Annotated in this window: 10 protein-coding genes and 1 pseudogene; 7 read left to right on the forward strand and 4 right to left on the reverse strand. The window is 42.1% G+C overall.

Annotation, left to right across the window (positions count from 1 at the left end; translation table 11 throughout):
• Nucleotides 1-3: 3 nt before the first annotated feature.
• Nucleotides 4-939, reverse strand: a complete 936-nt coding sequence (locus AC25Y6_RS10090) for a glycosyltransferase family 2 protein (protein ID WP_488142923.1) — start codon at nt 937-939, stop codon at nt 4-6.
• Nucleotides 940-1258: 319 nt separating this feature from the next.
• On the opposite strand from AC25Y6_RS10090, the gene AC25Y6_RS10095 reads away from it, so the two are divergent.
• The 4 genes and pseudogenes from AC25Y6_RS10095 to AC25Y6_RS10110 all read left to right on the forward strand — a co-directional run bounded on the left by AC25Y6_RS10095 (nt 1259) and on the right by AC25Y6_RS10110 (nt 7738).
• Nucleotides 1259-2563, forward strand: coding sequence for a glucose-6-phosphate isomerase (locus tag AC25Y6_RS10095; RefSeq protein WP_488142924.1), 1305 nt, complete (start codon nt 1259-1261; stop codon nt 2561-2563).
• 390 nt (nt 2564-2953) lie between these two features.
• Nucleotides 2954-3061, forward strand: a pseudogene (locus tag AC25Y6_RS10100) (IS3 family transposase); the annotation flags it as partial.
• A gap of 305 nt (nt 3062-3366) precedes the next feature.
• Entirely contained in the window at nt 3367-5097 is a 1731-nt protein-coding gene (locus AC25Y6_RS10105) for a phospho-sugar mutase (protein WP_488142925.1), read from the forward strand.
• A 136-nt stretch (nt 5098-5233) separates the two neighbouring features.
• Nucleotides 5234-7738 (forward strand): S-layer homology domain-containing protein, encoded by a 2505-nt coding sequence (locus AC25Y6_RS10110; RefSeq protein WP_488142926.1) that lies wholly within the window; start codon nt 5234-5236, stop codon nt 7736-7738.
• Nucleotides 7739-7931: 193 nt separating this feature from the next.
• Here AC25Y6_RS10110 and AC25Y6_RS10115 read toward each other — a convergent pair whose 3' ends face one another.
• The 3 genes from AC25Y6_RS10115 to AC25Y6_RS10125 form a co-directional block, all read right to left on the reverse strand.
• Nucleotides 7932-9059: a C40 family peptidase gene (locus AC25Y6_RS10115; protein WP_488142927.1), complete on the reverse strand. Its 1128-nt coding sequence runs from the start codon at nt 9057-9059 to the stop codon at nt 7932-7934.
• 319 nt (nt 9060-9378) lie between these two features.
• The gene (tagU, locus tag AC25Y6_RS10120) at nt 9379-10305 is read right to left on the reverse strand and encodes a polyisoprenyl-teichoic acid--peptidoglycan teichoic acid transferase TagU (RefSeq protein WP_488142928.1); all 927 of its coding nucleotides are present in this window, start codon (nt 10303-10305) and stop codon (nt 9379-9381) included.
• A 15-nt stretch (nt 10306-10320) separates the two neighbouring features.
• On the reverse strand, nt 10321-11133 hold the full coding sequence (locus tag AC25Y6_RS10125; protein WP_488142929.1) for an SGNH/GDSL hydrolase family protein: 813 nt from the start codon (nt 11131-11133) through the stop codon (nt 10321-10323).
• A 151-nt stretch (nt 11134-11284) separates the two neighbouring features.
• On the opposite strand from AC25Y6_RS10125, the gene AC25Y6_RS10130 reads away from it, so the two are divergent.
• The 3 genes from AC25Y6_RS10130 (at nt 11285) to AC25Y6_RS10140 (ending at nt 13555) form a co-directional block, all read left to right on the forward strand.
• Nucleotides 11285-12013, forward strand: coding sequence for a YveK family protein (locus AC25Y6_RS10130; RefSeq protein WP_488142930.1), 729 nt, complete (start codon nt 11285-11287; stop codon nt 12011-12013).
• Nucleotides 12014-12724 carry a CpsD/CapB family tyrosine-protein kinase gene (locus AC25Y6_RS10135; RefSeq protein ID WP_488142931.1) on the forward strand — a complete coding sequence of 237 codons (711 nt, stop codon included), beginning with the start codon at nt 12014-12016 and terminating at the stop codon, nt 12722-12724.
• Nucleotides 12725-12787: 63 nt separating this feature from the next.
• Nucleotides 12788-13555, forward strand: coding sequence for a tyrosine-protein phosphatase (locus AC25Y6_RS10140; RefSeq protein WP_488142932.1), 768 nt, complete (start codon nt 12788-12790; stop codon nt 13553-13555).
• Nucleotides 13556-13581: the final 26 nt, after the last annotated feature.

The following is a 13581-nucleotide window of genomic DNA, read 5'->3' on the forward strand; positions in this document are numbered from 1 at the left end:
GGTTCAACGACCTCCTGAAGTGCGTTCTCTTATCCTATTCAACTCCAGTTCATATCGTTTCCGGTGTGTGCCCGCGACTGTATCTAGAATGAGTGCGCAAGAGAAAGACAGCATCGCAAGAAGGACAAAACCGACTGCTAAAATTGCGGATGGAACTTTCGTAATGAAGTTCGTTTGGAAGAACTCAATGATGACCGGTGTACCGGCACCAAGACCGAGTAGTAGGAAAAGGATAGACCATGACGTAAAGAACAGCATTGGTTTGTAGTCTTTGAAAAGCGTGAAAATCATGCGAAGCACCTTGATACCGTCCGTAATTGTATTCAATTTCGACTCGCTGCCTTCCGGACGGTCCCGGTAATCGATGGCGACTTCTTTGATAAGAAATTTATTATCAAGTGCGTGGATAGACATTTCCGTCTCAATTTCAAACCCTGGGCTTGTGATAGGCATCGATTTGACGAACAATCGGTCGAATGCACGATAACCGGTCATAATGTCTGTTAAATTACTTTTGTAAAGTTTGTTGATAAGTCCTTTGACGAGGTTATTTCCAATGCCATGAAATTTACGTTTGTTTTCGTTGAAGTAAGTTCCGTTCGATAGACGATCGCCGATGACAAGATTTGCTTGCCCCGTGCGAACAGGCTCCATGATTGTATGGACAAACTCTGCTGGATACGTGTCGTCTCCGTCCACCATTACATATATATCCGCTTCAATTTCACGGAACATCGAGCGTACAACATTCCCTTTCCCTTGGCGGGGCTCGAAACGAACGATTGCACCATGTGCGCGTGCAACTTCTGATGTCCGGTCGGAAGAGTTGTTATCATAGACATAAATTGTTGCGTCAGGTAATTCCCTTTTGAAGTCATCAATGACTGTACCAATCGTTTGTTCTTCGTTATAACATGGTACTAAAATAGCGATTTCCATTTGAATACTCCTCTTTGCAACTGTAAAGATTGAGTGTTTGATAAGTAATGAAGGTGTGGCTTGTCCTCGAACGAGTCGAAGTGGTTAACCTACCAACTATCTAACACAACTTACTATACAAGTATTTTTTCATACAACATTGATATTACCACGTTACTAGCTTTTGGTACAATTAGAACGGTGTAAACCGACATGAATATCGGAGGATAAATATTGCCCTCTATTAACGAACAGCGTATAATACACTGCATGTTTGCTATATTGACTGGGCATAATAAAATAACTGAATTTCTGGGAGGAAACAGCTCTGCTACGTACGTTGAAGAAGAACACTACCCTGTCCCTAGATACGACATTGCTAGACAACTTTGCAAAGAAGGACGAACTTGATGTGTACCGCGAAGAAATAAGACAAATCCATAGTCGGATGCACACTAAAATAGGGCGAGGTTCGGAATTCCTCGGTTGGCTCGACTTTCCACTTCGAAATCATGAGACACTTCTCACTACTATCGAAGAAACTGCGAAAGAGATTCGAGAAAATGCCACGGTTCTTGTGGTCATCGGTGTTGGAGGCTCTTTCCTAGGCGCCAAAGCTGTCAAAGATGCACTAGACCCGTATTTTAATATGGATAATGGAACGGAAGTCGTTTTTGCCGGGCAAAACATGAGCGGGGCATATTTGAACGGACTCATACGCTATCTAGATAAAAATGATGTATATATAAATGTCATTTCCAAATCGGGGACGACAACTGAACCGGCGATTGCTTTTCGTATCTTGCGTAATTACATGGAAGAGCGTTACGCAGACGAGGCTTCGCGCCGAATTATTGTTACGACAGACAAGAAGCACGGGACATTAAAAGAACTCGCCGATGAGAATGGGTACCGTACATTCATTATCGAAGACGATATAGGCGGCAGATATTCCGTTTTGACCCCCGTCGGCTTGCTGCCACTTGCTGCATCGGGCCACGATGTTCGAGCATTATTGGAAGGTGCGCGTTACGCGGCACTTGAGTTGCAGGATGATGATGTTGAAACGAATGCTGCCTATCGTTACGCGGCAATCCGTCAGTTGCTTCATTCGAAGGGATATGACATTGAACTGCTCGCCTCGTTCGAACCTTCGTTGAAATATTTCCATGAATGGTGGAAGCAACTATTTGGAGAAAGTGAAGGGAAAGGAAGGCAAGGGATCTTTCCATCAGCCGTATCCTATTCAACAGATTTACACGCAATCGGCCAATATATACAAGACGGCAGACGGGTCCTTTTTGAGACATTGCTCCATTTCCATGATGTAGGAAATGATCAAGCGATTCCCTTTGAAGGGGATGACCGGGATGAATTGAACTATCTAGCGGCCAAATCATTGAACGAAATTAATGCACTGTCGAAAGAAGGTACCGCACTTGCACACGCGGAAGGCGGCGTGCCTGTTATCAAGATTGAATTAGCGAAGCTTGATGAATTCAATCTTGGGTATCTGATTTACTTCTTCATGAAAGCATGTGCAATGAGTGCCTATTTGTCAGGTGTTAATCCGTTTGATCAACCCGGAGTCGAAGCATACAAAAATAAAATGTTTGAGTTACTTGAAAAACCTGGCTATTTATAAGGTTTAAGTCAATTGTACGATTACTTCTCCCGAGAAACACTGCGGGAGTTTTTTTATCGTCTTAGACTCCAGCAGGGAGGGATTAAAATGTACCCTATAAGATAGACACTTTAAAAAAATCTCTCTTATGGGGTACTTTTATTTCTAATGAAAATAACAACGATTATATGTTGACATAAAGAATCCTACCAACAACGCTTGGCGCTTGGGGATGCCTCCCGCAATAAGCCAGACAGAAGACCACTGTCAGTCTTATTGCTTCGGCTACCCCAGTAAGGCGCCTTCGCTGGAGATTACAAGGAAAATACAAGTCCAACAGCAGAACTTATGTCAAAGATATCATTTACTAATCAAGAACAAAGAATACTGAAGAAACATCCTTATGAAAAACGAGAGATAAATAGTTATATGACTTATTACAATCATTATCAAGGTCAGTGGAATTTAAAGAAGTTGACGCCTGCACAATACAGACATCACCTTCTTCAAGTTTCCTAAATATGTTGAATGTATGATTCTTACTCACTTCAGCTGATTGAAGTGGAGAGCGGCGACTCCAGCGGGAACAGCGCGAGCCGAAGACCCCGCAGGAACGCAGTGACGAGGAGGCTGAGGCCGTGCCCGCGGAAAGCGTCCGCTCGGAACGGAAATCAGCGGTTGGTTAAATTCTTCGGTTCAACTTATATAAGGTTTTTAAAAAATGTCCTTTACAAAGGGTACACTTTAGATTGAACAAGCGCTTTCGCTTTTGTTCTTCAAGCGTCTAGTTGGGTATACTAAACGTAGTGTAGGAAATTGGAGGAATGAAGATGGATACGACGACTGTGGAATATAAGAAATGGTTTGATTCGGGATTAGTCCCCGAAGAGCTACGCGCAGAATTGCAAACAATCAAATTCGACAGCAGTGAAATCGAGGACCGGTTTTATCGCTATTTGGAATTTGGTACCGGCGGGATGCGGGGCTTGCTGGGCGCGGGGACAAATAGAATGAACATCTTTACGATTAGGCATGCTGCAGAAGGACTTGCGTTACATATCAAGGAAAACGGGATAGATGCAATGCGTCGCGGTGTCGCGATCGCTTATGATACACGGCATTATTCATTCGAATTTGCAATGGAAGTTGCCAAGACGTTTGGGAAGTACGGCATACATATCTACTTGTTCAAGGAGAGTCGACCAACGCCTGAGCTGTCGTTTGCAATTCGGCATTTTAATGCGTTTGCGGGCATAGTCATCACGGCGAGCCACAATCCAAAAGAATATAATGGATTCAAAGTATATGGCAAAGATGGTGGGCAATTGCCTCCGGACGCGGCAGCCGGCATTCTTACTTATATGAAGACAATCGACGACATCCTCACGATCGATGTAGCTACCGAGGAAACGCTTGTTGCGAGCGGTCTATTAACCTATGTACTTGAAGAAGTTGATGCAGCTTACCAAAAACAACTTCTGACATTGCGCTCTTCTGATCTATCTCGCGATGCGTTGACTATTGTCTATTCACCTCTCCACGGAACGGGTAACATCCCTGTCCGGCAAGGGTTACAGGCGTTTGGGTTTGCAAATGTCCATATCGTAGCAGAGCAGGAACTACCAGATTCTGATTTTTCAACTGTTCTGTACCCGAACCCTGAAGAGAAAGAAGCATTTGAGCTAGCAATTGAAGTCGGGGAAAAAATGAATGCAGACCTACTCATGGCGACAGATCCTGATGCAGACCGATTAGGAGTGGCGGTACGTACGACTGCAGGAGAATATGAACTGCTAAGTGGCAACCAGTTAGGCGCAGTGCTCCTTCATTTCATCCTCATGAAGAGAAAAGCGCAGAGTAACCTACCCCAAAATGGAGTCGTAATGAAAACAATTGTGACATCTGAAATGGGAAGGGCAGTTGCGGCCGAATTCGGTATACCTACAATAGACACGTTAACAGGCTTTAAGTACATCTCAGAAAAAATCGAGGCATTTTCGAAAACAGGTGAATACACATTCCTTTTCGGTTACGAAGAGAGTTACGGCTACCTCATTGGCGATTTCGTTAGAGACAAAGACGCTGTTCAAGCTGCCCTTATAACGGCAGAGGCGGCGGCTTATTACAAAGTGCTGGGTTCATCGTTATATGAAGCGTTGTTGGCATTGTATGAACAGGTCGGCCATTACCGTGAGTCGTTGAAATCACTAACAGCTTCCGGGAAAGACGGGAATGAGAGAATCATTCGTATCATGGCGACGTTCAGAAATAACCCGCCAAAAGTCGTAGGAGGCATCCATGTATCTTCCGTAGAAGACTATTATTCTCGTACAGTGAAAACTGCAGATGGACGTCAATCTGAAATCGATTTACCTATTGCAGATGTCATTAAACTCCATTTGGAGGATGGTTCGTGGATTTGCATACGTCCGTCTGGGACGGAACCGAAATGTAAATTCTACTTTGGTGTTAGGAAGGAGTCACGACTAGAGGCAGCACAATCACTTGAGAGATTAGAAATAGAAGTTATGTCTGTTGTGGAGTCCATTGTATAAGTAAAATGATGGTTGAAATGTTTTGTGGAACAGTTAAAATGTTCCAGTGGAGTGTTCGTGGATATATTGATATACTAAAATCCTATTCTACTGTATTGAGAATAGAAGATTCATCATTTTAGGAGGAAAACATCTTATGTCTATACAAAACAAATCATATCAAAAGTTCATCACAACTGCTGCAACAGCAGCACTTGTAGCATCAGCCATTGTCCCTGTGGTATCCGCAGATGTTAAAACTGCATCCACATTCTCAGACGTTAGCGATAGATATAAAGAGGCAGTTACATATTTAGTAGACCATAAAATCACAAAAGGCGTTTCCCCGACAAAATTCGGAACAGAACAAGCGATCAAACGTGTTGACGTTGCAGTTCTAATAGCAAATGCCGTATTAAGTGATAAAGAGTTGGCAGATGCTCCCGATTCCGGTTTTTCTGACGTTCCTGCTCGTGCGAAAGACGCTGTCGATGCATTGAAAGCAAAAGGGATCATTAATGGCAAAACAACAACGAAATTTGGTTCGGATGCGTCAATTACACGTGGAGAAGCAGCGCTTATGCTCGCAGAAGCGTATAGCATCACAGGAAATACGGCTAGTGTAACGTTTTCTGATGTGGCACCACGCTACAAAGAAGCTGTTGCAGCATTGGTAGACAAGGAAATTACTACAGGTAAACTAGGCAATAAATTTGGCACAACTGATTCTATTAAACGCGGAGAACTTGCGATTTTCTTGTACAAACTAGAGAATTTGAATGTGCAAGAAGCTAAAGTTTCTTCTGTAGTAGCAGCGAACGGTGTACAACTTGAAGCTAAATTCACACAAGCTATCGATCCTGCATCTGTCTTTGAAGATGGGGTTAGCGGCGCATTCAAAACAGGCGCAGTAAAAGTAACATCTAACAATAACAATCCAACTGGGGCCCTTTCAGGTGAATTATCCAAGGATGGCAAGACATTACTCATTACGTCAACAAACCTTCTTGAAAAAAGTTATGCCGTTATTATTGATAACGTAATGACGAAAAATGGTAAAAGCGTTGCGAAATACGAAGCTTTCCTTACTGTTCCAGCTGATAGCATAGCACCGACAATCGTCGGAACTGAACAAGTAAGTGTTTCAAAAGTAAAAGTGAAATTCTCTGAGCCAATGCAAGCATTCTCGGCTGTCACATTTAAATCGGCAGATGGTAAGGCTGTGACTGGAGTTACAGGTAATGTCGAAAAAGGCGCAACTGAAGCCGTATTTGCGATGGACAATACTGTAGCTGCTGAAAAAGAAATTACAGCAACATTCATCGGCGCGAAAGATATAGCAGGCAACTTGATTTCACCTAACCCATCAACTGTTTCATTCCAAAAAGGAGCTAAAGATGGTGTCGCTCCTACAGTTTCTTCAATCACTCAAAAAGGTGCAAAACAATTTGTCGTAGCTTTTTCTGAAGAACTTTCTGAAGCGCCAACAGTTAGTGCAACTGGACATCCAGATTTAACTGTAGAAAAAGATGCATCTAATCCAACTCGATATATTGTTACTTCAAAATCTTTACTTAATGGTGTAGTTACTGTGGCTGTTGACAAAACAACAGATTTAAGTGGAGAAGAAGGTGCTGCATATAGTAAAGTCGTCACTTTTGTGAAAGACACTGTAGCCGCGAAAGTAGTTTCATCAACAGTCGTCACAGACACTATGGATAAAAAAGAATATCTTGAATTCACATTCGACAAAGACGTCGTTCTTGCGACTGACGCAGCTGTATCAGCAACTGGGAAACATGTGTTAGACTTCGTAACAGCTAATCTAACAATCGCTTCTACACCAGTAACATATAAAGACGCAACTGATAAAAAAGTTGTTCGCGTATCACTTGCTGATTTACTCAAAGGCAAAGACGTGAAAGATGCAGTTTACACATTGGACTTCACACTTGCCGGTGTTAAAACAGCAACAGACGTAGCTACAGAAACTGCAAAGGCTACATTTACACGCGGTGAAGACAGTGCGCCAGAAAATACCAACGTTGTTAAAGTAACAAGCATCGCACAAGACGCTGAAGACAATAACAAAGTAAACGTTACATTCGATCAAAAAGTTGATGGTGCAACTGCAACAACTCTTTCGAACTATACAATCGATGGTGCTGAAGTTGAATCTATCCTTTTGAACGCTGAAAAAGATGGCAAACAAGTAGCAGAGCTTACACTTAAAGCAGGCTCAAACACATACACAGGTGTTCGTAATATTGCTATTAAAAATATCAAAGCAATCGGATCTACAAAAACAATGTTGTCTTACATGACGAATGCTATTTCTCTGAAGGAGAACATCGCACCGACTGTGACATCAGCACAATTGACTGCCGATGACACAATCAAGCTAACATTCTCTGAAAATGTTACTGATGCTGATAAAATTGACTTCGAAGTTCTAGTTGACGGGGAGTCAAGAGCAGTCAAAAATGAAGTGAATGCAGCAATCGGTTCAACTGCTACTAAAACTGTAGAAATTAAAGTAACAGCGATTACAGTTGCGGAACTAGCAAAAGGCATTTCATTAAAAGCACTATCTACACTTGATGTGAAGGATGAAGCAGGTAATAAACTGTCCATTCCTACTAGTATCGTAGTTGCTCAATAATTTTTCATGAATGATCGATAATTAGATAAACTATATAAAAACAAAAACGAAAAATTAGCCAATAAGGAACCGGCTGATTTTTCGTTTTTTTACTGTAACTAGAATTTACTTTCCTGCCTAATGATACGTTCCTAATGGAGGTTTATATAAAAAAGGCCTGCACCATCATTCATGGTAGCAGACCTTTAAAAGCTCAATTCATAGAGTAAAGCCGTTTAAAACTGTCAAAGTGTTTACTCCAATAGCTGTCGTTCACGCTTGAAATCTGGACACGGTCGCCACCGGCATGGATAAATTTGTTTTCGCCGATATAGATGCCTACATGGGAGATTCCTGATCGGTACGTATTCTTGAAAAACACCAGATCGCCGATTTGAGGATTGCTCACTTCATACGAACGTGCATCAAACCCTATTGTGTTTGTCCGGGGTACGCTAATGCCTGCCGCATTATATACGTAGTAAATATATCCACTACAGTCGAACCCACGAGCAGTAGCACCACCCCATATGTAAGGGGTACCGAGGAATGAGGTAGCTGTTGAAACAATCGTGCCGACTGTACTTGGAGTAGTTGAAACAGACGGATCTACGACAGGTGCCGATACGGGTTTTGTATTCGGAACAGTCGCAACAAGTGAATTTTCAACCTTCAATACTTGTCCAACACGGATGAGACTGGACGTCAAATTATTCCAGTTCATAAGTTGTGTAACCGAAATCCCTTGGCGGTATGCAATGCTCGATAAAGTATCGCCAGCTGCAATGCGGACTGTTCCATCTGTCGAAACCGCACTAGGGGAAGTAGATATATCCGATGGAGGCGGCGTTGTAGCAACTGATTCTGACTTTTTAACCGTTGTTACCGGTTTTACCGCTTGAATTTTGCCAGTTACCTTCAACACTTGTCCAGTGTAGATAATATCACCGACTAGCCCATTCAGTTGTTGGATAGCGCTTACGGTCGTTTTATGTTGGTTAGCAATTCGAGATAACGTATCACCAGACGTCACCAAGTATGTATTTGTAGATGTAACAGGAACTGTTTGTGATACAGGTACGCTTTGAACGGGATTCTTACTAATCTTCGTAGGTACATTTACTGCGGAAGCCACAAGCTTCAATGACTGATTAGGGTAAATCACATCCGACGTTAAATTATTCCATTGTTTAAGATCCGCCAAAGAAACTGTGTTTGTTGAAGCGATTTTCCAAAGACTGTCACCAGGTTGCACGGTATACGAACTTGCTTCTGAATCTACAGCACCAACGAAAAGTGCCAATGAGCCTGTAGCGAATGCTGAAAAAACGATTTTCTTCATGAATTCTCTCCTTCATTTTGCGCTTTTTTTAATAGTTTTATTAGTAGGTACATAGAATACAAGTTAGTCTCTATTCTAGCCAGTAAGAAGGAAATAGGCAATAGGCAATATATCTAATGATTGCAATTAGATTGTAAGGGGGGCTCGCAGAATTTGTCTTGAAAGAAGTGACCACCAAATCAGCTAAAGGTTTATAGCAATTCGTGTTAGACGCTGTTACCTGAAACTTCACAGATAAATAATATTGAAAACACAAAAATCCCCCGACCGCTACTGCGATCGGGGGATAATAATCATGCTGTACAAATAGCGAACAGGTCTACAACTCTAAATGTGCTTGCAACTCACCTTGTATATTCTGGAGCTCCGTGTCATTCATGATGTAATACCAAATGCCATTCATCGTTTTACCTTGACCTTCTTTAATGTAAAGCTGGTCAACTTTTCCGAAAGCGTCTCGGTATTTCGATTGCACGTCAACCATTTCGTCGAACGTCATATTCGTCCGGATGTTCTTACCAATTGCGCCAAAAATGCTTTTGTAGTTGACTAAACTATTAACAGATGCGCCTTCACGGATAACGGCTTGAATAACTTGCTTCTGTCGATCTTGACGTCCAAAGTCGCCTCGTGGATCTTCATAACGCATCCGCACGAAGGCCAGCGCTTCTTCGCCATTCAGCGACAATTGACCTTTCGGGAATGAATCTGCGCCGACTTTAAAGTCCAGCGTATTATTTACTTGGATGCCGCCAACAGCATCGACAATGTCTTTAAAGCTATCCATATTGACTTGCACAACATAGTCAATGGGAATGTCGAGTAAACCTTCCATACTGTTCATGGACATTTCAATGCCACCGAATGCGTAGGCATGGTTAATCTTATCTTGGACGCCTCTTCCAACCATTTCCGTGTAAGTGTCGCGCGGAATACTGACCATCTTAGTAGATTTCGAATCGGGATTCACAGTTAGGACAATCATCGTATCCGAACGGCCCTTATCGCCTTGACGTTCATCCACGCCAAGAACAAGGACAGAAAACGGTTCTTTCTTTTCGAAAGTAACTGGTGCGTCACGTTTGTCAGATAGTTCACGGTCAAGCGGTTCGTGCATCTCTTTCGCTGTATCGGTCAACCCTTTGTAAACTGTAAAACCGTAGACAACAACCCCTAACAGCAAAACCCCGATAAACCCTAGAATCCATGGCCATATCTTTTTCTTTTTTTTATCAATGCGACTCATTGTCTGATCCTCCATTTAGTTAGCTATGAAATAACTACGTAATGCATTCGCCCAAACTTCTGCACCATCACTATTCGGCCGACTCTTGTCCTCCAAATAGGTTAACAGTTCTTCATTCGTCTGATCTGGCCATCCTTCCCAGTGGTTCACATAGGGAATGCTTTCCGTTTCAGCATACAATTGAAGTGCAGTTACTTGCGTTGGGTAATAAGTGGCCGCATGAAGTGGATTGGGCGGATGAAGTACGATGATAGCGTCTTCCACATGCTCTTTCAAGTGGCTACGGAAAGCGTTAATGTGAGAATGCCCATCTTCAATTGTGACAATCCCATTATCATGGAGTGTAAAGGGTTCAAACAAAATGACGTCATAGCCCTTACTCAAATCTATTTTTTCCTCCATCAGCTCGTCTATGAATTGTTGGGACGTTGCGTCGAATCCAATTGCCGTAACAGTAATATGATCCCCATATGCACCGACAAGTGCCGTTTTTAACCGTTCCGCATAGCCGGGCTCTCCATAATCCATCAAATTCGATCCAGTAATGAGGATATCAACCTTTTCACCGGCTTCAAGTCGATTACGGAATACCTCCTGCACTTGTTTGTCTTGACTAGTTGTCAGGGATAGCAATTGTTCGATATTCTCTTTAGGTTTTACAGATTCAGCCACGCCTTCACTTTTTTGAACAGGTTTCGGTGAAGCAACAGTTGTTGGTGACTGCTGGGTAAATGAAGAGAGCTTATTCTTCCACTGTGTATAACTGCCCACTAATAATAGAATACAGAGGAAAATAACTATATAAGCCAAAAAAACATTCTTATTCATCGGAAACTCCTTTCAACAGAACAAATAGTATGTAAGTTCTTTGATTATCCCACAGATCGACAAGATTGCATATGTCTATTGGAAATTAATTATGATATAATGACAAAGATTATCAAAAATTAGCTAAGCGGCAAAGGAGAACTTATACATAATGGAAGAAACAATCAGTTTACAGGATTTGTTCAAAACACTTCGGAAAAGGCTTTTTCTTATTGCATTCATAACTGTCATTGCGATTACAATCAGTGGCGTTATCAGTTTTATGGTTTTGACACCGATCTATCAGTCGTCGACACAAATTCTCATTAACCAGGCAAAACAAGAAACGACGCAATTTAATGCACAGGACATTGAAACGAACTTGCAACTGATTAATACATACAATGTCATCATTAAAAGTCCTGCAATCCTTTCAAAAGTCATTGAAGAACTGGACTTGGATACGACAACGAGTGCGCTTAACAATGCAATCACGGTTAACAGCGTGGAAGACTCGCAAGTTGTAACCGTAGCTGTGCAAGATCCGAATCCAGGTCAAGCGGTGAAAATTGCGAATACAATCGCTTCTGTTTTTCAAGAGGAAATTATAAAACTTATGAATGTCGACAACGTCAACATTCTCGCGAAAGCGGAACTAGCAGAAAATCCGTCACCGATTAAACCGGATCCGATGCTCAATATGGCAATCGCGGCAATCATCGGTCTCATGCTGGGTGTAGGACTCGCCTTCTTACTCGAATACTTGGATACAACAATGAAAACCGAACAAGATATTGAAGAACTACTTGGATTGCCGATATTAGGGTTAGTAAGCCCGATTCCAGATAAAGAAATTCAGAACGCTAAAGTACAAGTCACGAAAAGAAGGAGTAGAGTGTAAATGGCGAAAAAAAGAAAAAAGAATCGAATTGTCCAAAGCGCGGCGCGTAAACTTGTGACGAACGCCAATCCGAAATCGATTGTTTCGGAACAATTCCGTACACTCCGAACAAACATTAACTTCTCGATGCCAGATCAGGAATTGAAGACACTGCTCTTCACTTCGGCTTCTCCTGGCGAAGGGAAATCGACGGTAGCTGCGAATACAGCTGTTGTTTTTGCACAAGAAGGGAAGCGTGTCTTACTTGTCGACGCGGATATGCGAAAACCCACTGTACACTATACATTCCACATGACAAACACACTCGGTCTTTCAAGTGTTCTCACCCGTCAAGCAACGGTTTCGGACGTTGTTAAAGTAAGTGATATCGACAATTTGCACGTCGTCACTTGTGGACCGATTCCACCGAACCCTGCCGAATTGATTGGCTCAAAAATGATGGACAAAGTGATGGAGGAAATGAAAGAATACTTCGATATTGTTATTTTTGATGCACCACCTGTCCTATCCGTAACAGACGCACAAATTTTGTCGAATAAATGTGAAGGGACAATCCTTGTCCTGAGTGCTGGTGAAACTGAAAAAGAAGGCATCGTCAAAGCAAAAGATGGACTCGTTTCGTCACAAGCAAACATTATCGGGACGGTCCTAAATAATTTTAAGCTCGATAAAGATAATTATTACTATCAATATTATGGAACTGCGGAGTGAATGGGTTTTACTACCTATTCACATTTTTGTTTTAACATACCTAATAGTTAGCGAGGAAACATGATGATCGATATACACACGCACATCCTTCCGGGTGTCGACGATGGCCCGGAAAAAATGGCGGAATCTATGGAGCTCATTGAGATGGCCATTGCCGAAGGAATTACCGATATTATTGCAACACCACATGTCTATAATCCACACTTTGATGTGCCGAAACAGAGTGTTCTAGAAAAAATCAACTTATTAAAAACAGAAATAAAAAAGCGGGACTTAGCCATTCGATTGCATGCTGGACAAGAAATAAGAATCCAAGAGTCGACCATCGAAAAGTTGCAAAGCGGTGAAGCCCTTACGCTCGGTAATTCGAAGTATGTATTACTCGAACTCCCTTCATCAGGGATTCCCGCATATACGGTACATATCATACAAGGTATTTTAAACTTAAACAAAGTACCAATCATTGCACACCCCGAAAGGAACCGAGCAATCGCTGAAAAGCCAAGCCGGCTTGAAAGACTCGTTAACCACGGTGCATTATCGCAAGTGACAGCGGGTAGTCTTGCGGGTCACTTCGGCAAGTCTGTACAAAGGCTATCATTGCAACTTGTTGAAGCGAATCTGGTTCATGCATATGGATCAGATGTCCACAATGCAATAACTCGTCCATTTCTTTTCAATAAAGGGCTCGATTATCTTGATAAGCATAAAAACAATGACATCGTAGATATCTTACTTGAAAATAACGCGCGGATTTTGACGAATGAGGATTTCATTTTGCTGGAACCAGGTACAGTTAAATTGAAACAGTGGTGGCAATTAAATGGATAAAATGATACCATTAGACCAGAGTTGGA

It is taken from the genome of Sporosarcina sp. Y1004, assembly GCF_057669665.1.

Excerpts from the sequence above, each read along its gene's own strand:
- AC25Y6_RS10090 (WP_488142923.1), bottom strand. The coding sequence starts at position 939 with ATGGAAATCGCTATTTTAGTACCATGTTATAACGAAGAACAAACGATT.
- AC25Y6_RS10105 (WP_488142925.1), top strand. The coding sequence starts at position 3,367 with ATGAAGATGGATACGACGACTGTGGAATATAAGAAATGGTTTGATTCG.
- AC25Y6_RS10110 (WP_488142926.1), top strand. The coding sequence starts at position 5,234 with ATGTCTATACAAAACAAATCATATCAAAAGTTCATCACAACTGCTGCA.
- AC25Y6_RS10115 (WP_488142927.1), bottom strand. The coding sequence starts at position 9,059 with ATGAAGAAAATCGTTTTTTCAGCATTCGCTACAGGCTCATTGGCACTT.
- tagU (WP_488142928.1), bottom strand. The coding sequence starts at position 10,305 with ATGAGTCGCATTGATAAAAAAAAGAAAAAGATATGGCCATGGATTCTA.
- AC25Y6_RS10125 (WP_488142929.1), bottom strand. The coding sequence starts at position 11,133 with ATGAATAAGAATGTTTTTTTGGCTTATATAGTTATTTTCCTCTGTATT.
- AC25Y6_RS10130 (WP_488142930.1), top strand. The coding sequence starts at position 11,285 with ATGGAAGAAACAATCAGTTTACAGGATTTGTTCAAAACACTTCGGAAA.
- AC25Y6_RS10135 (WP_488142931.1), top strand. The coding sequence starts at position 12,014 with ATGGCGAAAAAAAGAAAAAAGAATCGAATTGTCCAAAGCGCGGCGCGT.
- AC25Y6_RS10140 (WP_488142932.1), top strand. The coding sequence starts at position 12,788 with ATGATCGATATACACACGCACATCCTTCCGGGTGTCGACGATGGCCCG.